The following is a 26,717-nucleotide window of genomic DNA, read 5'->3' on the forward strand; positions in this document are numbered from 1 at the left end:
CCCCTCACTCCCTCCTCGTATTTCCGATTACATTTTCTTTCTAATGATAAGTGAATTTCTGTTTATCAAAATATAGATGTGTCGTTTGAACTGGAAACAAGGCATCACAATTTCTGCGGAGTATATCGTTGCGTTTTTGCTTCGACCTATTTGTTCTTTAGGTCTGAAGAATGAATCCGTGTAATTCCAAGCATTGAAAATCGTGAGTGTTTCCATTTTGTCAGACCAAGGAGGTCTCCGATGGATGTCGTAAATAACCGTAAGGCTACATTTAAAAAAATCTTAAATGTAACCAGTGGCAATTTTTTAGAACAATACGATTTTTTTCTTTTTGGTTTCTATGCCACATATATTGCAGCAAAATTTTTTCATTCTGAAAATGAATATGTCTCTTTAATGATGACGTTTACAGTATTTGCTGCAGGCTTTCTTATGCGTCCTCTTGGCGCTATTTTCTTGGGCGCCTATGTCGACAGAGTAGGTCGACGTAAAGGTTTGATTGTGACTTTAAGTCTGATGGCAATTGGAACTATTTTAATTACCTTTGTACCTGGTTACGAAACCATCGGTATTATTGCACCAATTTTGGTGGTAATTGGACGACTGTTACAAGGTTTTTCAGCTGGTGTTGAATCTGGCGGTGTATCAATTTACTTGGCAGAAATTGCAACTGATAAAAACCGCGGATTTATTACAAGTTGGCAATCTGGTAGCCAACAGATTGCGGTTGTATTTGCAGCACTACTTGGTTACTGGCTCAACACGATCTTAACTCAAGCTCAAGTGGGTGAATGGGGCTGGCGCATTCCGTTTTTGATTGGTTGTTTGATTATTCCTTTAATCTTTTTGTTTCGTCGTACCTTAGAGGAAACTGAAGACTTTAAAGCTCAAAAGACTCATCCATCATCGAAAGAAATTTTTAGCACATTGGCAAGTAACTGGCGCATCGTACTTGCAGGGATGATGATGAGTGCAATGACAACCACAACCTTTTACTTTATTACGGTTTACACCACTGTATATGCAAAACGCACTTTAGAAATGTCAGTAACCGATAGTCTTTTAGCCACTGTATTTGTTGGATTATCTAATTTCTTTTGGTTACCAATAGGTGGCTTACTTTCAGACAAAATTGGTCGTCGTCCAGTTTTGGTCGGTATTACCACACTTGCAATTTTTACAAGTTATCCCGTTTTAAGTTGGTTAGTCAGTGACATTAGCTTCACTCACCTTTTAATTACCCTTGCTTACTTTTCATTCTTTTTCGGTATGTACAACGGCACTATGGTGGCAACGCTTGCCGAAGTTATGCCAAAACGTGTACGCACAGTTGGCTTTTCTTTAGCATTTAGTCTCGCTGCAGCCATTTTCGGTGGTATGACCCCGATGGCGTGTACCTTCCTTGTTGAAAATACGGGCAATGCAAGTACACCAGCTTTTTGGTTGATGTTGGCTGCAGTTTGTAGCCTGATTTCAAGCTTATATCTATGTCGTGGATCGAAGCAAAATAAATCTGATGCAATTGTTGAACCTGCAAAAATCAGTGCTTAACCCCCCTATTTAGTTTTTTTGAACAGTACGTAGATCTCCAGTCTTCGTACTGTGCTTTTTTTTACAGTTAAAGTGAGGCACTATGAAAAAATCTCCTATCTTCATGAAAATTTTATTCGCAGGTGTTGGCTTAATCACAACTCTTGCCAATGCAGATACACTCGAAGTAATTAGCTCCGGTGGTTTTTATTCATCTATGCAAAAACTCATTCCAATATTTGAAAAGCAAACTGGACATACTGTTCACCTCTCATCAGGATCATCAATGGGAGCATCTCCAACAGCAATACCGAATCGTCTTGATCGTGGTGAACATTTTGATGTGGTGATATTGGCTGCATCTGAACTCAACAAACTTGCAGAAAAAGGCTATGTCGATCCGAATTCACAACGAGGTTTGGTAAATTCAAGGATTGGTATGGCGATTCCTAAAGGTGCTGTAAAACCAGATATTAGTACTGCAGCAAAATTCGAAAATGTTTTATTAAATGCGAAACACATTGGTTATTCAGCAAGTGCAAGCGGCACACACCTAGAAAAAGATGTATTTCCAAGCTTTCCACCTGTCGAATATAAAGTGATTTCGAGTAAAGCAGAAAAAGTGATTGGTGACCGTGTTGCTAAACGTATTGCTGAAGGACAGTTTGATATTGGTTTCCAGCAAATCAGTGAAATCAAACCTTTTACGGGTCAATATGGTCAAGTTGATTTAGTAGGTCCAATTCCTGTGCCTTATCAAAAAGTCACTGTGTTTGCGGCGGGCATTGGTAAAAACGCTGAACATGAACCCGTCGCAAAAGCGTTAATTCAGTTTGTGAAGTCACCACAAGCCACCAAAATTATTGAAGATCAAGGGTTAGAGCAAATCAAACAATAAATATTTTAAAAGGTAACGTCTACGATTGCTGTTACCTTTTTATTTGATAGTTTGATTAAACTAAGCCAATAAAATATATAGAGACAAACTCGTATAGAATAATCATTAAAGGTTTAAGAAGTATTTTTCGTGGAACTCAAACAACTCAAGTATTTTATTACAGTGATCGAGTCAGGAAGCTTGGGGAAAGCAGCAAAGAATCTCGATATTGGAACTTCTGCACTTAGTCAGCAAATCTCAAAATTAGAATGTGAGCTTTCCATTCGCCTGTTACAACGTACAGCGCTTGGCACAGTACCCACCCCTGCGGGTTTAGCTTTTTTTCAACAGGTTCAACTTGCACTTCGACATCTAGACCATGCCGTAGACTCTGCACACTCTTCACGTCTAAGTGGTCATGTCACCATGGGGTTTTCTCCGAGTGTTGCTGCAGTTATTGGTACACATTTTTTAACACTCATGAGAAATCGATACCCAGACATAAAAGTCCGTTTAATTGAAGGATTATCAGGTGATCTTAAAGCTTTGGTCAATGCAAGACAGCTCGATGTTGCAATCATTTTTAATGACGATGTTGACCCTCAGTGGTCGATAGAACCTTTAGTTAAAGAACAAATTTTTTTAATTTCACCGAAAGAAGTCTTGAGTCAATATCAGCTTGAAAGCTGTATCAATACCCAAACCATTACTCATTCTCAGCTTAAAGAACTTCCACTTATTTTACCCAGCCAACGACATGGGTTACGTTTATTGCTCGAACAGAAAATTCACCAGTTGAAAGTTGCCTATGAAATTGATGGGCTACATTTATTAATGGAAAGCATCAGCCAACTCAAAATGGCAACTATTCAACCTGCTGGTGCATCATTAAACTCGCGACAAGACTTATGTTTAATTCAGGTTGTAGAACCTGCCATCGAACGTATTAACTATTTAGTTAGTCTCTCTGAAGAAGAACTCTCGCCTGCCAGCCTAGCCACTAAAGTGGTGGTTCGTGCCTGTGTAACCAATCTAATTAATGAAAAACGTTGGCCTGGTGCTCAACTCATAAACACTTAAGCTTTGAGTCTTTATTTTTAATAAACACCCATTCAAACTTAGCCTCTCACTTCATCAACCCTTTTAAAGCTACATTAGCCCTAGCTGAGAAAGGGAGAAATCCATGCATGATGTGATTGTAATTGGTGGTGGGAATGCCGCAATGTGTGCCGCGCTCACGGCTAAAGAAAACGGTGCTTCTGTACTCGTACTAGAAGCAGCACCTAAAGAGTGGCGTGGAGGTAACTCACAACATACTCGTAACCTTCGCTGTATGCATGATGCCCCCCAAGATGTTTTGGTTGATGCTTATCCCGAAGAAGAATACTGGCAAGACTTGCTGAAGGTGACATCTGGCAAAACCAATGAACATTTAGCACGTCTGGTCATTCGTAACACGGCGAGCTGTCGTGACTGGATGCGTAAACATGGGGTAAATTTTCAGCCACCACTCTCAGGGGCTTTACATGTTGCACGTACCAACGCTTTTTTTATGGGTGGCGGTAAAGCCCTCATTAATGCGTATTACCGAAGTGCCCAAGAACTTGGCATTGAAATTTTATACAACACAAAAATTAAAGATCTAAAGTTAAACCAAGCACATTTTGAAGCTGCAATTGCGGAAGATGGTCGTGTGTTTAAAGCAAAAAGCTGTGTACTGGCTGCAGGTGGTTTTGAGTCAAATCTGGAATGGTTAAGAGAAGCATGGGGACAAAATGAAAACGGCGAGTGGCCTGCCGATAATTTCATTATTCGCGGGACCCGCTTTAATCAAGGCAACTTACTTAAATTTATGATAGATCAAGGTGCTGATGTTATTGGCGATCCATCACAATCACATTGTGTCGCCGTAGATGCACGTGCACCGTTATATGATGGCGGCATCTGCACTCGTATTGACTGCGTTTCATTGGGGATTGTGGTCAACAACAAAGCCGAACGTTTTTACGATGAAGGCGAAGACTTTTGGCCAAAACGTTATGCAATTTGGGGACGTCTTGTTGCTAAACAGCCGCAGCAAATTGCCTATTCGATTATTGACTCAAAAGCCATTGGTCGCTTTATGCCACCTGTATTTGCTGGTGTAAAAGCAAATAGCATTCAAGAGTTAGCCGAAAAAACTGGGCTAGATACAAAAACCTTATGCTACACCGTAGAAGAATTTAACCAAGCCTGTGTGCAAGGCAGCTTTAACCATACCGTTTTAGATGATTGCAGCACCGAAAATATTATTCCCAACAAGACCCACTGGGCCGTTCCTCTCGATCAACCACCGTTCTATGCCTATGCGCTTAAACCAGGCATTACCTTTACCTATTTAGGTTTGAAAGTCGAAGACGATGCCGCTGTACGTTTTAACAATAGAGCAAGCCTTAACCTCTTTGTCGCTGGTGAAATGATGGCAGGCAATGTACTTGGTCAGGGTTATACAGCAGGTGTTGGGATGTCGATCGGAACGACATTTGGACGAATTGCTGGGAAAAATGCAGCCGAATATGCACTTTCACAAGGAGATGAACATGAATGCTAGTGCCAAATCCCTTATTCCTCTTGTTCAGCTCTCTGACCATGAACAAGAACTCCAAAGCGCATTACAGATTTGCAATGCTTGCCGCTACTGTGAATCATTTTGTGCTGTATTTTCCGCGATGACCAAGCGCCTTGAATTTAATCAAGCAGATATTCACTATCTAGCAAACTTATGCCATAACTGTGGCGCCTGTTTACATGCTTGCCAGTATGCTCCACCACATGAGTTTGGTGTAAATATTCCAAAAGTAATGGCACAAGTACGTTTAGAAACTTACCAAGAGTTTGCAACGCCTCGGTCTCTAGGTCGACTTTATATGTCTATGGGCATTCCTTTTGTTTCGGTATTAACCCTTATTTTCTTTTTATGCATGTTAGCTGTGCTGTGGTACAAAGGGACCAACCTATTTGCAGACCACCAAGGTCATTTCTATACGATTTTCCCGCATAACTTTTTAGCACTCCTCTTTGGAGTGATCTTTACAGTTGCAATTATTCTGCTGGGCATTGGGATAAATAAATTCTGGCGACAAACATCTAAAGTCATTCATGGTAAAGTTGAAAAACCTGATCTCATTCAAGCCACCCAAAATGTATTAACACTTAAATACTTGGATGGTGGACATAGCAAAGGTTGTAATGAACAAGATGACCGTTATACACAAATCCGCCGCGTGTTCCATCACATGACGTTTTATGGGTTTATGCTCTGCTTTACTGCCACAATCGTAGCAACCTTATACCATTATTTTCTTAATTTACACGCACCCTACCCTTTTCTTAGTTTGCCAGTTATTCTCGGTACACTCGGAGGAATTGGTTTAATTATTGGACCATCTGGTTTACTCTATTTAAATCTTAAACGTCACCCATTACATGGTGATCGCAAGCAAAAACCTATAGATCGAGGTTTTATTTTTCTTTTACTTTTAGTAAGTGCTTCGGGGCTACTACTCATGGGGCTACGCAATACACCATTCATGGCACTTTTATTAATTTTCCATTTAGCCACAGTCATGACATTCTTCATTACCATGCCATTTGGAAAGTTTGCACATGGTTTTTACCGTAGTGCATCTTTACTCAAATTTGCCATCGAAAATAGAATGTCAAAATAATGAATTAAAGATAAGGTGTTTATAAACGCCTTATCTTTAATTAAATATCCTTATGATCACAAACCCATTTATTTGCCTAATCCAAGCTTGAAAGCGTAAATTCGACTCTAGTTTGTAAGTCAAATGCCTTAGGCTGTTTGTTAATATGCTCTGGATGATCAGCCTCAACTTATCAATCGACTAAGACTATATAAACACTCTTGCGAAAGCTTGTATTTTGCTTATTTGGACTTTATATATCTTTTAAATCAAAAGTTAAAACGAATTAAATTTTAACCAAACTCACAAATCTATTGGCTAAAAAATAAATAAAGCGAATCAATCTAATATTTGAAAATCCTCATCTATTAAGTCAGATTTCTGCTATTTCGTAAAAACCTTTCGAAAAGGTTTCTACGAAAATTATATATAGAAAATGATCTTAGACTGTATCCTGATAAAAATTCACAAGATATAATTTCTTTTAAGCATTCTTAAGTTGAATAATCTTTGAAAAACAATTCTAAAATTTTTCAATGCGTCAAAAATTATAGTTTAACAACAACTCTCCCTCTTACCTTTCCGTCTAAAATTTCATTTGAAAAATGTATAGCTTCACTTAACTGAATTTCAGTAGTTAAAGTGTCCAGTTTTGTTTTATCTAATTCTTTAGCTAAACGTTCCCAAGCTTCTTTTCTTAAATCAATCGGCGCCATAACACTATCAACCCCATACAATGTAATCCCTCTCAAGATAAATGGAGCAACTGTTGCAGGAAAATCCATGCCACCTGCCAGTCCACAAGCGGCAACTGCGCCACGATATTTTGTACTAGCGCATGCATTGGCTAAAGTATAGCTACCAACAGTATCAATCACTCCTGCCCAAATTTCTTTGTTTAGCGACTTTCCTTGTGAAGATAATTCAGCCCGATCGATAATCTCCGTTGCCCCTAAACCTGTTAAATATTCTGATTCCTGGGGTCTACCAGTTGATGCTGTAATTTCATAGCCAAGATGACTCAAAATAATAATGGCAATGCTACCCACCCCACCATTTGCACCTGTTACTAAAATTTTTCCATCACTTGGCTTGATACCATGCTTTTGCAAAGCCATGACACAAAGCATCGCAGTATATCCAGCAGTACCTATGATCATTGTATCTTTAAATGAGAAGGTAATAGGTTTTTGTATAAGCCAATCACCTGAAACAGTCACTTGCTCAGCGAGTCCACCAGAATACTTTTCACCAACCCCCCAACCATTTAATATAACTTCATCACCTTCTTTCCATGCTGGATGTTTTGATTCAATCACTACACCTGAAAAATCAATACCTGGCGTTAATGGAAAACTACGGACCACTGGACAGCGCCCAGTAATGGCTAAGGCATCTTTATAATTTAATGTTGAATATTTTACTTGAACTGAAACCTCTCCTCCTTGCAAAGGCTTTGGCGTAATCTCAGCAACCTTTGACATGTAACCTGTATCATCTTTAGTGATTAAGATACCTTTGTACATAAAACTTCCTTTCTTTTTAATTAGACCAAACACCTAGAATTAAATAAAAATAAATGCAGATGTCTGCATTTTTTTACTTAATTTTTCACACTATTGAATTGTTCTACTCCTAATGTAAACAAACGATAGAATGCTTCTAAAGGACGTGTAGATTTGGTTAAACGAGCTCTAAGAACTGCGCCCTCCCATCCAATCCAAAATTGATAAGCCATGTCATTGCAATCTGATAAACTGTATTGAGCATAAAATTCGTGTAAGCAATCTGAAACCATTTTTTCCCAAACCTGAAAAATACTCTCTATGCGCGCAATAATCTCAGGTGCTAGATAAGAAACTTCTTGCCCTAAATTACCTAAAATACAACCTCGCTTAAAATCATATTTTTGTAGCTTTTCTCCAGCATCATTTACAAAATTTTGCAGCTTTTCTATAGGAGAAATATCAGATTGATTTAAAAACTTATTCAATCGTCTTACAAAATAAATTTCGTAAGCATTTAAGACTTCTAAAATAAATGCCTCTTTATTTTCAAAATAATGATAGAAAGAGCCTTTAGGAATTTGCACAGGCGTCATTAAATCATCTAAACTCATGGCATTCATTCCACGCTCTGTAAGCAATTCGATCCCTCGACGTATTAATACATCTTTGGTATCTGCATAGTTGCTTCCATGTTTAGTGGGGCGACCACGTGGTCTTTTAGGTAAAAGTGAATAATTCATGTAAATAAAGTAGACTATCTATCTAGAAATAGCAATGCTGTTTGTGTATTCATCTCAAATCAGAAAGAATACTTTTAAGATCATATCACGTTGGAAATTAAGATCATGAATTATTTCAGTTAGATAAGAAAAAATTAGATTTACCCGATCAACCTTATCTCGTAGAAATTTCATTATTTGAGAAAACAGGTTGAAATCGGATAATATACTGCCTTATATTAAATTAAATTTCCTTTATAAAGAATAAATTAAAAAATATTTACATTCCTTTTGCATGTGATTTTTCAAACTATCTTGATACGAATCGCAGCATAATAAGTTTAATGTTCTGAGGCTCCTTCTGCCCCTAATCCCGTCTCAGACCGTACTTGCTGGGTAACAAAAGCTGCCCGTTCACGTGCTGCACTGGCACTATGATCAGTAATGGAAAAAAACCAAATACTCACAAAACCAATTGTCATGGAAAAAAGAGCTGGTGAAGTATACGGAAATAATGCTGAACCAGTTGGGTTTCCAAGAGTAGTCTCCCATACAGAAGGAGAAACCGCAGTCAGCATCACTGACGAAATTAGCCCAAGAAAGCCACCTATCACTGCACCACGCGTAGTGCAGTCTTTCCATAATACTGACATAAAAAGCACTGGAAAATTTGCTGAGGCAGCAATCGCAAAAGCTAGAGATACCATAAATGCAATATTCTGTTTCTCAAAAGCAATACCCAATAACACTGCAATGACACTCAAAATCACGGTAGTGACACGAGAAACCTTTAGTTCGCTTGCACTATCAGCTTTACCTTTTTTAAACAGCGTAGCATATAAATCATGTGACACAGCTGAAGCACCAGAGAGCGTAAGCCCCGCAACTACTGCAAGGATAGTGGCAAAAGCTACGGCTGAGATAAAGCCATAGAATACATTTCCACCCACTGATTTAGCTACAAGCACAGCTGCCATGTTAGCCGTTCCAGGTCCGCCATAGATGACTCCATTTACAACATCCGCGAACTCAGGATTTGTCAACACTAGCGCGATGGCACCAAAACCAATAATGAAAATAAGCACATAGAAATAACCAATCCATGTGGTCGCCCAAAGTACCGACTTTCGTGCTTCCTTGGCATCAGGTACGGTAAAAAAGCGCATTAAGACATGTGGTAAGCCCGCAGTACCAAACATGAGTGCCATACCAAAGGAAATAGCTGATATTGGATCTTTCACGAAACCACCAGGTCCCATAATTGCTAAACCGAGCCTATTCGCCTCATCAGGAGAATTACCAGCATTGGCTGCAATTGCCGTTCTCACCTCCACACCTCTTGCAAATAGGGCTTCTGGACTGAATCCGAATTGAGCTAACACCATAACAGCCATGAATGTCACACCTGCTAATAATAAGCAAGCTTTAGTGATCTGTACCCATGTGGTGGCTGTCATACCACCAAACAACACATACAGCATCATCAATGCACCAACAATTACTACAGCTATCCAATAATCTAAGCCAAAGAGTAACTTAATGAGTTGCCCAGCTCCAACCATTTGAGCAATCAGATAAAACGCCACAACAATCAACGTACCCGAGGCCGCAAAAGCGCGAATTGGCGTTTGTCTGAAGCGATAGCCTGCAACATCAGCAAAGGTAAATTTACCTAGATTACGCAATCGTTCAGCCATCAAAAATGTGATAATTGGCCAACCTACGAGGAAACCAATCGAATAAATCAATCCGTCATAACCTGTAGCCATAACGGCAGCTGAAATCCCTAAAAATGAAGCGGCAGACATATAATCACCAGCTATCGCTAAACCATTTTGGAAACCAGTGATACCTCCACCTGCGGTATAAAAATCCGAAGCTGACTTTGTTTTCGTAGCCGCCCATTTCGTGATTAAAAGCGTAGCAACCACGAAAGTGCCAAACATACCAATAGCAGTCCAATTGGTGGTTTGTTTAACAGTTTCACCTAAATCGCCACCAGCCGCATGTACAGCCATTGTAGTCAAGGAAGTTAATATTATAAAAAGAAAGCTGAAGGATTTATTCATTCAATAGACTCCTTCAGTATCTGCTTCGTTATTGCATCGAATTCATTATTCGCACGATGTACATAAATACCCGTAATCACAATAGTAAAGACGATCACCCCCATACCGAGTGGAATACCTACTGTTGTTACACCGCTTCCAATCGGTTGTGCCAGGAATGGTTTATTAAATGCGATCAGTGAAATATATCCGAAATACACGAACAGCAGCATTGATGTCAAAATATAGGCTAAACGATTACGTTTTGTACGTAATGCAAGATATTGAGGGTTTTGTTTTATCTTATCGACGATGTAGTCGTTCATAAAGCTTTCCTTGTAATAAATCTTATTATGTAGGACGAGGCAGAACATCCATTTTCCTCATCCAGTAGGTGCAAGTCAGTTAAAAAATTCCTAGCACCTTTCTTGTGTCAGCAAACCTTAACGATGACGAAACACGGGTGCACGCTTGCTAAGAAATGCATGCATGCCTTCCTTTTGCCCATCCGTAGCAAAGGCAGCTTGAAATAGTCTGCGCTCGTGCAGCATCCCTTCAGTTAAACCCACTTCCAATGCGCGGTTCACTGCCTCTTTTGCCATACGTACTGCTGGCGCATTATAGCCAGCAATAGTATGCGCAGCCTCTAGCGCGGTTTGCAGTAATTCAGTTGAAGGTACAATACGAGCTACTAACCCAGCCGCCTTTGCCTCCACAGCATTAATGCTTCGCCCAGTGAGAATTAGATCCATAGCAAGTGCCTTTCCGACTGATCGAGTCAGTCGTTGCGATCCGCCAATACCTGGTAAAATACCCAGCTTTATCTCTGGCTGTCCGAAATGTGCATCTTCAGCAGCGATAATAAAGTCACACATCATCGCTAATTCACAGCCTCCGCCAAGTGCATAACCACTAACAGCTGCAATGATAGGTTTACTGATGCTTAGCAGTTCCTGCCAAGCAGCAAAGATGTCATTTGCTTGCAATTCAGCGAAGGTTTTATCAGCCATCTCTTCGATGTCAGCACCAGCTGCGAAGGCTCTTGGACTCCCTGCAATAACAATTGCACCAATGTTGTCATCGGCATCAAACTGTCGAAGAGCAGCAACCACCTCACGAGACATACGCACATTCAGCGCGTTAAGGCTTTTTGGTCTGTTTAGCGTAATTAGTCCTACGCGTTCACGTCGCTCAACCAAAATGGTCTCATAGCGTTGTGCAGATACAGACTCAACAGCGGTATTGGCTACAGTCGCAGATTTTGTAGTGCTAGATTGAGTGTTTACATTTTTATTAACTGATGCAGTCATGGGTGGTATCTCCTAGATAAAACGATAATCGAAAAAATTTAAGCAATGACCTGCTTGAGTTGGTCATGGTCTTCTTGTGGTAGTGGTCCATCATCTGTGCCAGAGGCAGGAGCATAATCACCTGTTCCCGACATCAACTCAGCGAGAATACGTTCGCGATGTTCATCAAGTGCTGGCGCACGTAGTGGCGTATTAACGTCAATATCTGAAAAGGTGTTGAGTTTGATTGGATTGCCTGCGGTTCGGAAGGATCGACCTGACGCACCCTGAACTTGAATAATCATTTTGCGTGCAGCAAGCTGAGGATGATCCAACAATCGGTCAATCGTATTGATGGGTGCACACGGAACGCCGGCTATATTTAATTGATCAATCCAATGTTCCATAGGTTCTGTGCGTGTAATCTCCTCAATAGCTTGAACCAGTGCAGGACGATTGCGGCAGCGTAAATCATTCGTGATAAATCGTGGATCTAGCGCTAATTGTGGGTTGCCAAGAACATCTGCCATAAGCATGAAAAGTTGATCATTACCCGCAGCTATTACGAAACGACCATCTTTCGCTGAAAAAGTCTCAAATGGGGCAAGTGATGGATGGTTGTCACCTGTACGTGTAGGAACTTTGCCCTCAACATCATAACGTGCCAATGCAGTCTCCATCAGTGCTGCTTGACAATCCAACATACCGATGTCTACTCGCGAGCCTTGTGCGTCACGAGTTCTTTTATAGAGTGATGCAACTATACCTATGGCTGCGAACAAAGCTGCACTGAGATCGCCAAAGCTAGTACCTACTCGAGCTGGCGGAGCATCAGGCCAGCCAGTCAAGCTCATAATTCCCCCCATAGCCTGTACAACCATGTCATAGCCAGGCAGATCACTAAGAGGGCCAGTATGTCCAAATCCAGAGATCGAAGCATAGACAAGATGTGGATGGGTTCGCGCAAGTCGTTCCGCTCCATAACCTAAACGATCCATTACACCAGGGCGAAAGTTTTCGACGAGTACGTCGGCCTGATCAAGCATACGTTCTAATAGATCGCGGTCGCGCGGACTTTTAATGTCTAATGCGATACTCTCCTTGCCTCGATTGAAACACATGAAATACGCTGATTCATCTTCAATGAACGGTCCAAATGCACGAGTATCATCACCCGTAGCAATTCTTTCAATTTTAATGACACGTGCCCCGAGATCAGCCAATATCATTGTGCAATAAGGACCAGCAAGAACACGTGAAAAGTCCAATACTGTGATCCCATCTAGAGGACCTTTCTTTAGCGGCAAACCTTGTGAGGTATCCATTGTTATCTCTCCTTGTTTAAAAAATAATGATTCCTTGTCATTGATCCAATCAATCTATTTTCCCATCAAACACATATTCAACATATTGATATTCATTATGATATTCTCAAAAAATAATTAGACCAATCACCTACAAATAAGCTAAAAAAACACTTCCAAAAATTAGACTAACTACCTATAAATAGACCAAAAAAAATATTAGACCGAATACCTAGAAATAAAATAAAAAAAATTTACCTTCTTTTTTTGATACTAGACCATACATTTTTACAAGTCAACAGATCATTTATTCTACGATATTTACCCCCAATGATCACTTTCATCCCAAACTATGTCTTTCTAAATTTAGTACTGTTATTAATCTTTTATGTCGATCCCTATAGTTCAAGCTGGCTCGAAGAGTTCAAAATTAGAGGAATTTCTGAGGTTCATGCAATAACGAAAAAGAATTCTTTTGAACACATTTGCATTAGATTAATATATAATTAGATTATCCCAAAACATAACAATCTTAATGTTTCTAACTAAATACTAAAACTGTTGCCCTTCCTCTTCCACATCCTGCATTATGCATGCTTCCACTCTAGTTCGATGAAGAACGGCTTGCATTTAAAAAACACTCGGTCTAATATCAGTCGGTAAGGACTCAACGATCTGTCTGTTATTCAATTAGTTGAACCTCAGTAGCTAATGGCTTTTTTTATTATATATTTCTAGACAATCAGTCTAATTATTAAAATACCATGTCTATCAAAGTTAGAACGATTAAAAAAGATAAAACTTGCCATTAGACCATGCCGAAAACACTCATTAAAATTCAGTGATATACAAGAAGATGTCCTAATTTACATGCGTTTTTCTGGAATTAGACGATGTGGCAAGGTATTCATCATTGTCACTATATATACATTTACCACGGAAGATTGAACCTGTGACATCACAGATTCTTACTAAGTTAAAACAAGGAGAAGAAATCATGCATAAACGGTTTTTAGGGACAATTTTCGGAGCCACACTGATATGCTTTCAAGCGCAAGCGGCTCAGTTTCAGTGCCAAGATGATGTAAAACCAACATCATTTACAACCGAAGAACAGAAACTAGTTGATCAGTTTTGGAATGAATCTTTAATCTATTTAGATCAATACTTGAAGGCTTTAGAGACGCCAACTGGACAGTGCAAGGATTCAGCACAAGCTACCATTCAAACCTATAATTCAGAGACGGGAAAAATGCAAACACAATGCATCATGAAATATCGTGATGTAGAATTGGTTGCAAAACATCTCAAGGCTGTTTTAGCCGAGCCAGACAAAGCAAAGGCTTGTTTCGATCCACAAAAGAACTATAAAGCGTTCCCACTTTACACACCAAGTGCGCAAGTTCAAAACTTATCGGCAACCTCTAAGTGGATTAATCGACCTTTATTGACCGACTACTACAAAAAAATAGGCGGTGAAATTGGTGCTGCTGGTCTTGAATTGAATGAAAATTTTCTTGAGATTACATCACGAACAGACACTACTTTACACTGGACAAAAGATGTGAGTATTAAAGGATTACCAACACTTTGGTCTTCAGTAGGTTGGATTCCCTTTTATGCTGAAAATCCAAATGCGGGAAGTGATCGTTTTCGTGGAGGTTATCTTTATGCAGAGGTAATGGGACCATGGGGCAACTTAAGGATCAAAGAAATTGATGGTGAAAAAGTAGATGCAGAAATTGGAATGACGGCCCAATTATTTAATACATCCTATCCCTACCATTACCATCACCCTCAGGAAATCTACATGACGCTGACCAAACCCCAGTGTATTGATCAGAACAAACATATGGTCATGCATTGGGACAATAACCAATTCAAACAAAAGCGTAGCGACAATGGCTGGACGGTAAATATCGATGGCTCTAAAGAAAAATGGAAAAAGTGGTTTTCCAATCAAGATCCAGAGCAGAATTGGCTGACTTACTTTGAACGTAACGCAATCCACGCATTTCACACACTTGAAGGCTGCAATCAAACAATTAAAAATTCTGGTTTAGTAACTGTATGGGCACGTACGACAGCGCAGGACAATAATCAAACTACTCAGCTATGTCGACCGATGACAGGTGCAAAAGATATAAAGACGATGAAACCAGAAGACAAAGCAATCTGCGACTTGAATGATTGGAAACCTTAAACATGGATAATATTATGAAAGGAAGAGATTTCTTCGTATAGGATAGCGATCTTTTTCTCAGTTTGATGCGAATTGTATTGATGTAATGTACAGAAATATTGGTAAGTTTGGCTACATCGGAGGCAGTGAAATCCATGTCAAAAAAGCGATCAATTTTTCTGAATTTTACTTCTGTGATCTCTGAGCAAAAACAGTATATTTTTTATCAGTGAGTTATCATCATATTTAATAGACTTAACGTCCTAGCCCCCAAATCCATAGATTGATTTTTCAGTTTCAAGAATGCCAATCAACTTTATTGGCATTCTTTTCATCGAATCATCAATATATTATGGATTTTTCATCAATAGGTTTTAATTGGGGTGGTGTTTGAACTAGCTCAGACTTAGCCCAATTAGGATCATTTAGCATACGTTGTACCTGTTGAACATCTACATCTTTTTCCCAAGAGCCAATGACTAAAGTAGCAACACAGTTGCCAATTAAATTACTGACTGCTCGAATAATTCCGATCACCCAATCTATTGAAAGAATCAGCACTAAACCAATTGCAGGTATAATTGGAAAGCTGGATAACGTAGCAGCTAAAACAACAATTGCTGATGCAGGAATACCATGCGCACCTTTTGAAGTAAACAAAGTTATAAGCAAAATGATGAGTAAGTCTGAAATTGATAGATGAACGCCAGTAGCCTGAGCAATAAAAACAACAGCAAGTGTCAGGTAGATTGAAAATCCATCAAGATTAAAAGAGTATCCAGATGGAATAACAAGACTTACAGTTGTGTCTTTAATACCGAGTTTTTTTAATTTATACATGACTTGTGGTAACACCGAATCAGATGATGATGTCCCACAGACAATCAAAATTTCTTCTTTAAAGTATCTTATGAATTTAAAAATGTTATACCCTAATAATTTTAATATGAGTCCAAGTATAACAACGACAAAGAAAATAACGGTCATATAGTAAATGAGTATCAAATAGCCTAGATTAACAAGCGTTGCAATTCCGAATTGAGCTACAGTAAAAGCGATTGCACCAAAAACGCCTATAGGTGCCAATTTCACAATAAGCGCCATTATTTTAAAAATAACTTGAGAAATCTTATCGATCAAAGATGCCACTGGATCCTTAGTATCTTTAGGAAGCATTGATAATGCAACACCGAACAGAATAGCGAAAACAACAACTTGAAGAACATCATTCCCTGTAAATGCTCCTACAGCAGTTTGAGGAATCATGTTTAAGAAAAAATCTGATACTCCAGTAACAGCATGAATATTCTCATTATATTTTTCCAACTGTGATGCATCTAATGTTGATAAATCTACATTCATTCCATGACCAGGTTTAAAGATATATGCAACAATGAGCCCTAGTACAAGTGCAATTGAGGTCATGACCTCGAAATAAATTAAAGTCTTTGCACCAACCTTACCTGCTTTCTTTAAATCGCCAGCACCATATATACCTAAAACAATCACGCAAAATATAAGTGGAGCAATAAGCATTTTAACTAATTTGACAAATCCTGTACCTAAGACTTGGAAATTCTTAGCAATTTCTGGAGAAAAATACCCAAATAAACATCCCAAAAATAAAGCAATAATGACTTGGGTAAATAAAGAATTTCTAATTAATTTCATAAATTAGCTCAATGATAGGACTAAATTAAGAAAAGCAAAATGGATGCCAACTCAAATAAGCCCTTTTGAGTTCTTTCAAATTTAGATTACAAATTACCAAAAATAGCCAAATTTTTAACTTGACTAATATTCTTCCTGTTGTTTACAGCATCTTCTTTCTCATTTTATTAATGACCCGTGCAGATAGCGCCATCTTTCTTTTTGCTGTTTATTTCCTCACTCATCTCAGGATTATTTTTTATTAATCCTCCTCAATTTGCTAAGATGGAGCTTAGAGAAATTGAGCTAATCGTCTCCCCTTTGTTGATTTAATTTCAACAATCACAAGTACACTTCAAGGTATACTTCCGCTTTGATTAGTTCTCATTCACTCAGAAAAATTGGATTCGGTTAGACGGCCAGGCTTTTTTAGATTTATATTTTTTGCTTAAATTCAGGGATTTCATGTACATGAATAACACAGAAATAACGGCTGACTTATCTTCTCACACGCCAATGATGCAGCAATATTTAAAAGTAAAAATGCAGCATCCACATTCATTAATGTTCTATCGCATGGGCGACTTTTACGAACTGTTCTTTGATGATGCAAAAAAAGCTGCCAAACTGCTTGGAATCACGCTTACGCACCGAGGGAAAGCCAACGGCGAACCTATTCCAATGGCGGGTGTACCTTATCATGCAGCTGAAGGCTACTTGGCTCGTCTAGTCAAAAAAGGCGAAGCGGTGGTGATCTGTGAGCAAATTGGTGAAGTCACAGGAAAAGGACCTGTTGAACGCGGCGTAGTCAGAATCATTACACCAGGAACGTTAACTGATGATGCCTTATTGACGGCAACACAATCCTCCAATCTTGTTGCCTTATGCTTTCAGCAAAATCAAATCGGTATCGCCTTACTTGACCTAAGTGCAGGTATTTTTAAAGTACAGCAGCAAGATTTTAAATCTGAAAATTTAGCGATTGAACTGGCACGATTAATGCCAAGTGAAATTCTAGTCGATGAAGACATTGTCGACCCGAATATTATTGAGCAAATAAAAAAACAAATTGAGTGTCCAATCACCAAACGCCCTAATGTTGATTTTAATTTAAATAATGCACAAAAAACCTTATGTGATCAGTTTGCTGTTTCCACACTTTCTGGCTTTGGGATTGATCATTTACCGCTGGCTAAAGCCGCAGCTGCTGCCTTACTTCATTATGCGAAAGAAACTCAAAAAACGGCATTACCGCATATTCGTTCAATTAAGTTAGAACAAAGTTCTGATTTCATTGCGCTCGATCCTGTCACACGTCGTAATTTAGAAATTATTGATCCACTCTTTGAACATGGAACATCATTATTTAGTTTGATCAATGATTGCCAAACTGCAATGGGCAGCCGATTGCTTGCACGTACGCTAATGCAACCTATACGCGATACACAAATACTCGATGAGCGTCTAGACGCCACAGATACATTGCTCAAAGGTTATCATGAAGCGCCTGTACGTTTAGTGCTTAAAGAAATTGGAGATATTGAGCGTGTTTTAAGTCGAGTCGCTCTTGGAAGTGCTCGTCCACGTGATTTGGTACAACTGCGTCAGGCATGCGCCCAAATCCCATTTTTAAGGCATGCCCTGCAACCCATTCTCAATACTCAACAATCTAAATTAATTGGACAATTAAATGAAGAATTGGGTGATTTTAATGGATTGCACCAACGTTTAATGTCAGCCATTGTTGAGCATCCACCTGTTTTATTGCGTGATGGCAATGTCATTGCAGAAGGCTTTGATACTGAATTAGATGAACTTCGTAAAATCCGTGATCATGCAGGGCAATTTTTAATTGATCTGGAAATTAAAGAACGTGAAACAACAGGAATCAACACCTTAAAAATTGGCTATAACCGTGTGAGTGGCTACTATATTGAACTCACCCGTGCTCAGGCAGAACAAGCACCTGAACATTATATACGTCGCCAAACCTTGAAAAATGCTGAGCGTTACATTACGCCAGAGTTAAAATCCTTTGAAGACAAAGTGCTTTCCAGTGAATCTCGAGCATTGGCTAGAGAAAAGCTACTCTTTGAAATGTTGTTAGATGAATTAAGAGCAGACATTGCCAATTTGCAAATGATGAGTGCATCCATTGCACATATTGACCTATTGGCTAACTTTGCGCATCAAGCACGTTTAAACAATTGGAATCGACCAGAATATAGCCCCGAGATCGGCATTAAAATTACTGCTGGTCGTCATCCTGTGGTCGAATCATTAAGTAAAACGCCATTTACACCGAACGATACTCAACTCGATTTTAATCATCGTATGGCAATCATTACTGGACCGAATATGGGAGGTAAATCGACCTTTATGCGTCAAACCGCATTGATCAGTCTACTTGCCTATTGCGGTAGTTTCGTTCCTGCAAAAGCTGCAAAACTAGGGCCTATAGATCGTATCTTTACCCGTATTGGTTCTGCAGATGATTTGTCTACAGGGAAATCTACCTTCATGGTTGAAATGACTGAGACCTCTCAAATTTTGCACCATGCCACCAATCAGTCTTTAGTGCTGATGGATGAGGTTGGTCGGGGTACAAGTACTTATGATGGTTTGTCACTGGCTTGGGCATGTGTACTCGACTTAACCAAACGCATCAAATGCTTATGTTTATTCGCAACCCATTATTTTGAATTAACCGAATTATCAAAAGAAGTCGCAATTGATAATTATCACGTCACTGCTAAAGAATTGAATGGTAATTTGATTTTATTGCATAAAGTACAGCAAGGTCCTGCCAGTCAAAGCCATGGTTTACAAGTTGCAAAACTTGCAGGGATTCCTGCTGGGGTGATTAAAGAAGCACAAAAACGCTTAAAAATTTTAGAGAAGCAACAACAGCAACAATTGCAATCCGTTGTACAAAATGATCTATTTGCCAATGTTGACCAACCTGAACCTGAAACACAGGAGCAGATTATTGAAATTGAAAAAGTCATTGAAATTATTAAACCTTCTCCAGTGCTCGATACTTTGGCAAATATCGACCTAGATGATTTAACTCCTCGCCAAGCACTTGAACAATTGTATGCACTGAAAGCTGCTTTAAAGTCATAGACCAATATCCCAGGACCTGTTTATTATTTAAGCGGGTTCTGGAAAAATGTATTACAAGTAAACCGATTATCTAAATTCAAAAACATAAAGTTCTGATGTATAAAAAGTCATTAAAACCGATTTGAGGGCTGTAAAATTAAGATTTCCTTTAGACCATTACAATACGCTGAGATTGATTTAATTTGGCAACAGATTGATCGAAAAGAGTTAATCACACATATGTATCTACAACACAGCCAACAACTTCAGCGTATTGACTGCTTTTATGATGTTCAGTGTTGGGATCAGTATCATCTAGAAAATGACCCACCTTTGATCAAACATCTTTGCCAACAAGGTGCAATTTGCATAGGTGGCTTTACTCCGTCAAACCAACTCATCGCAGTTCAGGTCGTATCAAATCAAAAAATTACTGATTATCCTCAAGCGAAACTACTGCAATATTTTTATGTAGATGCCCATCATCAAAGTCATGGCATTGGCAGTCAGTTAATGCAAACAGCCATCACATCAGCAAAAAAATTAGGTGCAAAACAACTCTATATTTCAGCAACGCCCACTCAACGCACAGTCGATTTTTATCTCAAGCAAGGTGCAAAGCTTTTAGAAAAACCTGATCATCAACTCTGGTCTTTAGAACCTGAGGATATCCATTTAATCTACAATCTCAGCGAATAGTCCATATAGAGAAATATAGTTAACGATCATTCAGTCTAAACAGACAGCAGGTTCGGTTTATTTTTCAAGCAATAAAATAATTTTTGTGTTTTTTCAATATTACAGTTATGCCCTATTTTTAATATGCTTAGCATTTTTTTAACAATACTTTCTCTATAATTATTACTCATACTCACATAAATGAGGAATACATCACAAAATAAACCTTCTTACTATAAAAAAAATTGATTCAGCAGGTTCTTCTATATTAAATATCAATAAAAGCAATTGTTACTTTGTCGCGTTTTCCCTAAAATACACCATTATTAATTAGAACCATATTTTTAGGTAGCTGACGCCATGACCTTTGTTGTCACTGAAAATTGTATTAAGTGTAAATATCAAGACTGCGTAGAAGTATGTCCAGTAGACTGTTTTTATGAAGGTCCGAATTTCCTTGTGATTAGCCCAGACGAATGTATTGACTGTGCATTATGTGAACCTGAGTGCCCTGCAAATGCAATTTTCTCAGAAGATGAATTACCTGAAGGTCAAGAAGTCTTTATTGAATTAAACGCTGAACTTGCACAAAAATGGCCTAACATTACCCAAATTGGCGATCAACCCGAAGATCGTGAAGAATGGAATGGTAAGCCAGATAAATTACAGTACTTAGAGAAATAAGTACTGTTCTAAAAGATCAGCTTAGGCTGATCTTTTTTGCATTTAAATATGTAATTTATACATTTATTTGCAATTTATTCATAATACCCAACCTAAACTAGACTAGAATACTCCGTTACTTGCTTTAGCTAATATTGAGAATGAAATTTATTTTGAAAGGTCTACTTGCTGTCGGTGTTACTACAATGATTCTGGCCGGATGTACATCTTCCCCTCAAAAGAATCCAACAATTAGCACACCGCATGGTCAACGTATTTATATTCCTGAAGAAAAAATTACGATTGAACGACCAATCCCACAAAAGACCATGCCCGCCTCTTATCGTCAATGGTTAATGTATGGTGACAACCAGTCTCGTGCGCGTGGTTATGAACGTTTTCTTGAACAAAACAATGCAGGAAATATTATTCCAAGTTTTGAATTATTTAAAACTGCACGGGATTGGGAAAAATGCGGTAAATCAGAATATATGATTCCAAGTCGAGAGCTATGGAATAATCAATTACCGACATTGAAAGTGTTCAAATATCTGGTTGCATCCAAAGTTTTAACAGACTTTACGGTTACTTCAGTTTATCGTGACCTACCATTGAATCAATGTGCGGGTGGCGCTGGCTCTTCACGTCATTTATTTAATTCAGCCATCGATTTTCGTATCGGTCCTGAAAACCCTCAACCTGAAGATTATGCTTATATTGAACACACCAAGTTTAAACTGTGTCAATTTTGGTCACAGTACGGTCAAAGCTTAAACATGGGCTTAGGTCTATATGCTTCAGGACAAATCCATATTGATACTCAAGGTTATCGTACTTGGGGACCTGACTTGACCCGTAATAGCTCAATGTGTAATTTTTAAGTCAAGGTTCAATTTAAAAGAGATCGATAAGATCTCTTTTTTATGACCAAGTATTTGATCATAAATGAAGCTTATGTTTCTGTATGAACTTTAAAAACTAGGTTATCAATTCGTTTTTTGTGCTTTTAGGTTCTAGATGGTTACCCTACCGTGGGGTGACATGGATGTCGCCGTTGGGTGGAGGTATTTAAACTTTGAATGCAAGGTGTGGCATTGCAAGCTTCTTTACAAGCAAATAATTTATTCTTACAGGGAATTGATTTAATTAAAAGAGATTATATTCTTGCGTCTGAGTTCTTTGACAGGTTGACTATATTTTAGATCGAAACACTCTTAAATAAAAAACGCCCAATGAAATTCATCGGGCGTTTTTGAAATAAACAAAGTCTATTTCATTTCAATCAACACAGTTTAAACCTAGTCAATTGCAGGCGTATATGTACCATCAGCGATTGCTGCTTTGATACGATCTGCTTCTTCCAATACCAAAGCAAGAAGATTCTTCACGTTATCTAAAGTTGCAACTGGGCTTAAAGTGGTCATTTTCAAAGATTGAACCTGCCCCACTTTAGTCACACCAATATTGGCTTCACCACGTGCAAATAATTCATCTGCAACGTTTTGATTCAATGTATCCAGTAATTCCACAGGATAATTCTCTGGAACCACACGGAACAACACCGATGCAAATTGAGGATCAACCAGCATTTCTAAACCAGCAGTAGCATTGATGTAATCTGCCACTTCGCGGGTAAGCTTAACGCCATGATCAATCATTGAACCATAAAGCTCTTCACCTAGGTTTTCAATCGTCATCCACAATTTTAACGCATCAAAACGACGTGTTGTTTGTAGAGATTTAGACACCAAGTTCGGTACACCATGCTCTTCATCATAAGCAGAATTTAAATATTCAGCTTCATAATGCATGAAACGATAGTTCGCTTCATCTTTCAACAAGAACGCACCACATGAAATACTTTGGAAATAGTGCTTATGGAAGTCTAAGGTGATCGAATCAGACAATTCAATGCCATCAAGCATTGAACGGTAATCATTTGATAAGATCAGTGCACCACCCCATGCTGCGTCGATATGCATCCACGCGCCATATTTATTGGTGATTTCACGGATTTTTTTCAATGGATCAATCGCACCAGCATCGGTTGTCCCAGCAGTCGCAACAACACAAGCAACAATTTTGCCTTCAGCCTGTAAATGCGCCATGGTTTTTTCTAGCGCATCGACATCCATCTGTGCATTTTCATTGACAGGTACAGTCACAACCGACTGAAAGCCCATGCCCATCATCGCCATGTTCTTTTGAACAGAGAAATGTGCATTTTCAGAGCAAATCACTTTGACATTACGCATCGCTTCGTTTGGAACACCGTCACGTTGAACAGACCAAGGACGACCATCCTCATCTTTCCAATTCTTGGCAATGCACCAGTCACGCGCCAACAGTACACCCATCAAATTAGACTGTGTACCGCCAGAAGTGAACACCCCTGCTTGACCTGTACCATAACCTACTTTTTGACGCAACCAATCGATTAATTGAACTTCCATCAATGAGCCTGCTGGGCTTTGATCCCAAGAGTCCATTGACTGGTTTGTGGCATTAATCAGCACTTCAGCAATTTGACTGGTCACCATCGTTGGACAGTGCAAATGTGCTAAAGAATGTGGGTGATGTACTTTTAAACTTTTATTAAGGAAAAGTTCAACCATACGTTCAAGCGACTGGTGAAGTCCTAAACCTTGTTTAGACGGCGCAAAAGAAATCGCTTCACGAAGTTCTTTGATACTTCCGCCTGTGTACATTTTATCGTTTTGCAACCATGCTGCGACTGCTTTAGTCGCCTCAGCCATTGCTGACTCATAGTCAGCAATAGATTGAGCATCATTGCAGAGTAACGCTTTACGATGTTCTGCAAAATCTACCATAAATCAAGCGCCTCGAACTGCAACAAGAGCTTCTGCAACAGCTTTCTTAAAGCGCGCAATTGCATCTTCACACTCTTCTTGAGTAATGATCAACGGACAAAGTAGACGGATCACCGTACCACTGCGACCGCCTTTTTCTAACAATAGTTTATTGTTAAAACATGCTGTTTGAATTGCAGCTGCCAATTGTGAATCAGCAGGAAGCGAACCCATATGATCTGCTTGCTTACGCTCATCCACAATTTCAACACCGATCATCAAACCGCGACCACGAACATTACCAATACATGGGAATTCTTGAGCTAATTTTTTCAATTCAGCTTGTAAGAAATCACCACGTTCTTGTGCATTTTTCGCCAGATTTTGCTCTTTGATTGTTTTAATCGTTGCAAGACCAGTACCCATAGCAAGTTGGTTACCACGGAAAGTCCCCGTGTGACCTGCTGGCTGCCAAGCATCAAACTTACGTTTAATCCCTAATACAGCCAATGGTAGGCTACCACCGACTGCTTTTGACATCACCACAACATCAGGTTCAATACCTGCATGTTCAAAGGCAAACATTTTACCTGAACGTGCAAAGCCTGCTTGAACTTCGTCTAAAATCAATACGATATTATGACGTTCAGTCACTTCACGGATTTTTTGCAACCATTTTGCAGGTGCAGACACAACACCACCTTCACCTTGAATCGCTTCAAGGATTACAGCAGCAGGTTTGGTCACACCGCTTTCGACATCTTCAATGAAGTTCTCGAAATAATAGGTAAGGGCATCTACACCTGCTTCACCGCCAATCCCCAATGGGCAACGGTATTCATGCGGATATGGCATAAATTGTACGCCTGGCATTAAGCCATTCACCGCATTTTTAGCAGATAAGTTACCTGTCATCGCTAGTGCACCATGTGTCATACCATGGTAACCACCAGAGAAACTGATCACAGTACTACGACCAGTATATGTTTTTGCCAACTTAATCGCTGCTTCTGTACCATCTGCACCAGATGGACCACAGAACTGTAGACAATACTCTTCTTTTCCACCTGGGAGTTGTTCAAGTAGTGCTTCAGTAAAAGCATCTTTTAAAGGCGTTGTTAAATCTAAAGTATGTAAAGGTAAACCACTTGCTAAAGTGTCTTGAATACTTTTAATCACCGCAGGATGGTTATGGCCTAAAGCCAATGTTCCTGCCCCAGCTAAACAATCGAGGTACTTTGTACCTTCAACATCGGTAACCCAACAACCATGTGCTTCCGCTATCGCTAACGGTAATTTACGTGGATAACTACGAACATTCGATTCCATCTGACTTTGGCGAGTCAAGTAGTATTCGTTTGTGGAAGTGGCAGCAGGATTTACAGAAGTAACGCTCATATCGAATTACCATCTCTGATATGGGTTGAAAGAAATAAGTCGGGTGACTTGTGGTCCTTTGACTCGGTGCTTTATAGAAATCTAGTTAGAGAGCTTTTAATATTCATAACTAGGAGCGCGATAATACAGTTTTTTACAAGAAAATAAATAACTTTTATGTACTTATCTACTCTCCATTTATCGAAAAAAACATTTAGCTCAATCCAGTTCAAGTATTATTATCATACTATGTGACAAAGCAAAGAAAAGTAGACAATTAAAATCACTTTACCTATAAGACACGATCTTATACAAATCCAATATTCTATAAGTGCGTAAATAATTCATTTTAAAAAATTTTTAAATAAAACATTATTGCAATTTCTATGTAAATTATTACAAATGCACCACAAAATCCGCCATAGTTTTTCCACAAACTACCATTATCATCAAAAACAGATTCAATTTATACAATATATCTTTTGGTCATAAAATTTAATCAAACAATTTTTAAGGATGACTTATGCGTTACTTAGCTTTAACCACTTTACTTCTGGGAACTACACTGAGCACAATGACAATGGCAGCTGATAATGATTCGCTAAACTACAACATCGTAAATGTTCAAGCAGATGCGACACGTCAAGTGTCTAATGATGAAATGCATGCCGTACTGTTTATTGAAAAAACCAACAAACAGCCTGCCGAGCTTTCCGCACAAATCACTCAATTAATGAATCAAGCCATTGCGATCTCTAAAAAATATCCACAAGTTAAAGTCGAAACAGGTTCACAAACCACCTATCCTGTATATGACAATGACAATCAAAAGTTAAAAGATTGGCGTGGTCGTGCTGAAATCCAAATTGAAAGTAAAGACTTTAAAGCAGCAAGCCAACTAATCAATGAATTGCAAAACAGCTTCCAAACCCAGTCTATCAACTTCACAGTCTCTGATGAACAACGTAAGAAAGTTGAAAATGAATTAATGGTTGAAGCTTCGAAAAACTTCCAGCAACGTGCGCAAATTTTAACGCAAGCATGGAACAAATCGTCTTATAACTTGGTGAATATCAACATCAATACCAGCAACTCTTATCCACAACCGATTTATGCCGCACGTGCATCTATGGCTAAGTTTGAAGCTGCCGATGCTGGTGGACAAAATATGGCTGCTGGTGAGTCGAAGATCACAGTAAATGCCAATGGTTCTATCCAGTTTAAATAATCTCGTTGATTTAACTTTAAATCAGATTCATAGAAAAAATCAGATTGATAGAAACCGTGCTTA

General features: G+C 38.9%; 20 protein-coding genes and 1 pseudogene. 11 read left to right on the forward strand and 10 right to left on the reverse strand.

The features are described from left to right. Nucleotides 1-240: 240 nt before the first annotated feature. The 5 genes from tcuC to tcuB all read left to right on the forward strand — a co-directional run bounded on the left by tcuC (nt 241) and on the right by tcuB (nt 6,114). Complete coding sequence (gene tcuC, locus AC1Z3T_RS17720) at nt 241-1,551, forward strand: MFS transporter (RefSeq protein WP_004831342.1); 1,311 nt, start codon at nt 241-243, stop codon at nt 1,549-1,551. A gap of 82 nt (nt 1,552-1,633) precedes the next feature. Further along, nucleotides 1,634-2,428, forward strand: a complete 795-nt coding sequence (locus AC1Z3T_RS17725) for a substrate-binding domain-containing protein (RefSeq protein ID WP_151713740.1) — start codon at nt 1,634-1,636, stop codon at nt 2,426-2,428. Nucleotides 2,429-2,557: 129 nt separating this feature from the next. After that, nucleotides 2,558-3,487 carry a LysR family transcriptional regulator gene (locus AC1Z3T_RS17730; protein WP_151713741.1) on the forward strand — a complete coding sequence of 310 codons (930 nt, stop codon included), beginning with the start codon at nt 2,558-2,560 and terminating at the stop codon, nt 3,485-3,487. 103 nt (nt 3,488-3,590) lie between these two features. Then, complete coding sequence (tcuA, locus tag AC1Z3T_RS17735; RefSeq protein ID WP_288499951.1) at nt 3,591-4,997, forward strand: FAD-dependent tricarballylate dehydrogenase TcuA; 1,407 nt, start codon at nt 3,591-3,593, stop codon at nt 4,995-4,997. Further along, nucleotides 4,987-6,114 carry a tricarballylate utilization 4Fe-4S protein TcuB gene (tcuB, locus tag AC1Z3T_RS17740; protein ID WP_288499954.1) on the forward strand — a complete coding sequence of 376 codons (1,128 nt, stop codon included), beginning with the start codon at nt 4,987-4,989 and terminating at the stop codon, nt 6,112-6,114. Before tcuA ends, tcuB begins: the two co-directional genes overlap by 11 nt. Before the next feature lie 527 nt (nt 6,115-6,641). On the opposite strand, the gene acuI is transcribed toward tcuB, so the two are convergent. The 6 genes from acuI to AC1Z3T_RS17770 all read right to left on the reverse strand — a co-directional run bounded on the left by acuI (nt 6,642) and on the right by AC1Z3T_RS17770 (nt 12,982). Continuing rightward, nucleotides 6,642-7,619, reverse strand: a complete 978-nt coding sequence (acuI, locus tag AC1Z3T_RS17745; RefSeq protein ID WP_419320847.1) for an acrylyl-CoA reductase (NADPH) — start codon at nt 7,617-7,619, stop codon at nt 6,642-6,644. 77 nt (nt 7,620-7,696) lie between these two features. Next, a complete protein-coding gene (locus tag AC1Z3T_RS17750; protein ID WP_139422157.1) occupies nt 7,697-8,341 on the reverse strand; it encodes a TetR/AcrR family transcriptional regulator in 645 nt (214 codons plus the stop codon). A 320-nt stretch (nt 8,342-8,661) separates the two neighbouring features. Further along, nucleotides 8,662-10,389, reverse strand: coding sequence for a cation acetate symporter (locus AC1Z3T_RS17755; RefSeq protein ID WP_288499957.1), 1,728 nt, complete (start codon nt 10,387-10,389; stop codon nt 8,662-8,664). Beyond that, nucleotides 10,386-10,694 (reverse strand): DUF485 domain-containing protein, encoded by a 309-nt coding sequence (locus AC1Z3T_RS17760; RefSeq protein ID WP_004831351.1) that lies wholly within the window; start codon nt 10,692-10,694, stop codon nt 10,386-10,388. The genes AC1Z3T_RS17755 and AC1Z3T_RS17760 overlap by 4 nt, the downstream gene beginning before the upstream one ends. A 117-nt stretch (nt 10,695-10,811) precedes the next feature. Then, a complete protein-coding gene (locus AC1Z3T_RS17765; RefSeq protein WP_004831352.1) occupies nt 10,812-11,678 on the reverse strand; it encodes an enoyl-CoA hydratase in 867 nt (288 codons plus the stop codon). A gap of 38 nt (nt 11,679-11,716) precedes the next feature. Beyond that, on the reverse strand, nt 11,717-12,982 hold the full coding sequence (locus AC1Z3T_RS17770; protein ID WP_151713747.1) for a CaiB/BaiF CoA transferase family protein: 1,266 nt from the start codon (nt 12,980-12,982) through the stop codon (nt 11,717-11,719). 976 nt (nt 12,983-13,958) lie between these two features. Between AC1Z3T_RS17770 and dddY the strand changes: the two genes are divergently transcribed. Next, the gene (gene dddY, locus AC1Z3T_RS17775) at nt 13,959-15,164 is read left to right on the forward strand and encodes a dimethylsulfonioproprionate lyase DddY (protein WP_419320851.1); all 1,206 of its coding nucleotides are present in this window, start codon (nt 13,959-13,961) and stop codon (nt 15,162-15,164) included. Here the strand turns inward: dddY and AC1Z3T_RS17780 are convergent. Together AC1Z3T_RS17780 and dctA are read right to left on the reverse strand one after the other, a co-directional pair. After that, nucleotides 15,164-15,363: pseudogene (locus AC1Z3T_RS17780) on the reverse strand (IS1595 family transposase); the annotation flags it as partial. The gene dddY and the pseudogene AC1Z3T_RS17780 overlap by 1 nt on opposite strands. 122 nt (nt 15,364-15,485) lie before the next feature. Further along, nucleotides 15,486-16,814, reverse strand: coding sequence for a C4-dicarboxylate transporter DctA (gene dctA, locus AC1Z3T_RS17785; RefSeq protein ID WP_005029908.1), 1,329 nt, complete (start codon nt 16,812-16,814; stop codon nt 15,486-15,488). A gap of 450 nt (nt 16,815-17,264) precedes the next feature. On the opposite strand from dctA, the gene mutS reads away from it, so the two are divergent. The 4 genes from mutS (at nt 17,265) to AC1Z3T_RS17805 (ending at nt 22,120) form a co-directional block, all read left to right on the forward strand. Continuing rightward, nucleotides 17,265-19,919, forward strand: a complete 2,655-nt coding sequence (mutS, locus tag AC1Z3T_RS17790; protein ID WP_151713749.1) for a DNA mismatch repair protein MutS — start codon at nt 17,265-17,267, stop codon at nt 19,917-19,919. Nucleotides 19,920-20,060: 141 nt separating this feature from the next. Next, the gene (locus AC1Z3T_RS17795) at nt 20,061-20,597 is read left to right on the forward strand and encodes a GNAT family N-acetyltransferase (RefSeq protein WP_058968364.1); all 537 of its coding nucleotides are present in this window, start codon (nt 20,061-20,063) and stop codon (nt 20,595-20,597) included. Between the two features lie 339 nt (nt 20,598-20,936). Beyond that, nucleotides 20,937-21,260 (forward strand): ferredoxin FdxA, encoded by a 324-nt coding sequence (gene fdxA, locus AC1Z3T_RS17800; RefSeq protein WP_004831407.1) that lies wholly within the window; start codon nt 20,937-20,939, stop codon nt 21,258-21,260. A gap of 140 nt (nt 21,261-21,400) precedes the next feature. Next, a complete protein-coding gene (locus AC1Z3T_RS17805) occupies nt 21,401-22,120 on the forward strand; it encodes a D-Ala-D-Ala carboxypeptidase family metallohydrolase (RefSeq protein WP_004831408.1) in 720 nt (239 codons plus the stop codon). 417 nt (nt 22,121-22,537) lie between these two features. Here AC1Z3T_RS17805 and AC1Z3T_RS17810 read toward each other — a convergent pair whose 3' ends face one another. Both AC1Z3T_RS17810 and AC1Z3T_RS17815 read right to left on the reverse strand, forming a co-directional pair. Continuing rightward, a complete protein-coding gene (locus AC1Z3T_RS17810) occupies nt 22,538-24,070 on the reverse strand; it encodes a pyridoxal phosphate-dependent decarboxylase family protein (RefSeq protein ID WP_100884916.1) in 1,533 nt (510 codons plus the stop codon). A 3-nt stretch (nt 24,071-24,073) separates the two neighbouring features. Further along, nucleotides 24,074-25,447, reverse strand: coding sequence for a diaminobutyrate--2-oxoglutarate transaminase (locus AC1Z3T_RS17815; protein ID WP_004831411.1), 1,374 nt, complete (start codon nt 25,445-25,447; stop codon nt 24,074-24,076). A gap of 502 nt (nt 25,448-25,949) precedes the next feature. On the opposite strand from AC1Z3T_RS17815, the gene AC1Z3T_RS17820 reads away from it, so the two are divergent. Further along, entirely contained in the window at nt 25,950-26,654 is a 705-nt protein-coding gene (locus tag AC1Z3T_RS17820) for an SIMPL domain-containing protein (RefSeq protein WP_100884915.1), read from the forward strand. Nucleotides 26,655-26,717 lie beyond the last annotated feature (63 nt).

The organism is Acinetobacter sp. B-6 (assembly GCF_056930735.1).

Coding starts and splice junctions, on each gene's coding strand:
- AC1Z3T_RS17815 (WP_004831411.1), bottom strand. CDS start 25,447: ATGAGCGTTACTTCTGTAAATCCTGCTGCCACTTCCACAAACGAATAC.
- AC1Z3T_RS17750 (WP_139422157.1), bottom strand. CDS start 8,341: ATGAATTATTCACTTTTACCTAAAAGACCACGTGGTCGCCCCACTAAA.
- fdxA (WP_004831407.1), top strand. CDS start 20,937: ATGACCTTTGTTGTCACTGAAAATTGTATTAAGTGTAAATATCAAGAC.
- AC1Z3T_RS17725 (WP_151713740.1), top strand. CDS start 1,634: ATGAAAAAATCTCCTATCTTCATGAAAATTTTATTCGCAGGTGTTGGC.
- AC1Z3T_RS17810 (WP_100884916.1), bottom strand. CDS start 24,070: ATGGTAGATTTTGCAGAACATCGTAAAGCGTTACTCTGCAATGATGCT.
- tcuA (WP_288499951.1), top strand. CDS start 3,591: ATGCATGATGTGATTGTAATTGGTGGTGGGAATGCCGCAATGTGTGCC.
- AC1Z3T_RS17755 (WP_288499957.1), bottom strand. CDS start 10,389: ATGAATAAATCCTTCAGCTTTCTTTTTATAATATTAACTTCCTTGACT.
- tcuB (WP_288499954.1), top strand. CDS start 4,987: ATGAATGCTAGTGCCAAATCCCTTATTCCTCTTGTTCAGCTCTCTGAC.
- tcuC (WP_004831342.1), top strand. CDS start 241: ATGGATGTCGTAAATAACCGTAAGGCTACATTTAAAAAAATCTTAAAT.
- acuI (WP_419320847.1), bottom strand. CDS start 7,619: ATGTACAAAGGTATCTTAATCACTAAAGATGATACAGGTTACATGTCA.
- AC1Z3T_RS17760 (WP_004831351.1), bottom strand. CDS start 10,694: ATGAACGACTACATCGTCGATAAGATAAAACAAAACCCTCAATATCTT.
- AC1Z3T_RS17770 (WP_151713747.1), bottom strand. CDS start 12,982: ATGGATACCTCACAAGGTTTGCCGCTAAAGAAAGGTCCTCTAGATGGG.
- dddY (WP_419320851.1), top strand. CDS start 13,959: ATGCATAAACGGTTTTTAGGGACAATTTTCGGAGCCACACTGATATGC.
- AC1Z3T_RS17820 (WP_100884915.1), top strand. CDS start 25,950: ATGCGTTACTTAGCTTTAACCACTTTACTTCTGGGAACTACACTGAGC.
- dctA (WP_005029908.1), bottom strand. CDS start 16,814: ATGAAATTAATTAGAAATTCTTTATTTACCCAAGTCATTATTGCTTTA.
- AC1Z3T_RS17805 (WP_004831408.1), top strand. CDS start 21,401: ATGAAATTTATTTTGAAAGGTCTACTTGCTGTCGGTGTTACTACAATG.
- mutS (WP_151713749.1), top strand. CDS start 17,265: ATGAATAACACAGAAATAACGGCTGACTTATCTTCTCACACGCCAATG.
- AC1Z3T_RS17765 (WP_004831352.1), bottom strand. CDS start 11,678: ATGACTGCATCAGTTAATAAAAATGTAAACACTCAATCTAGCACTACA.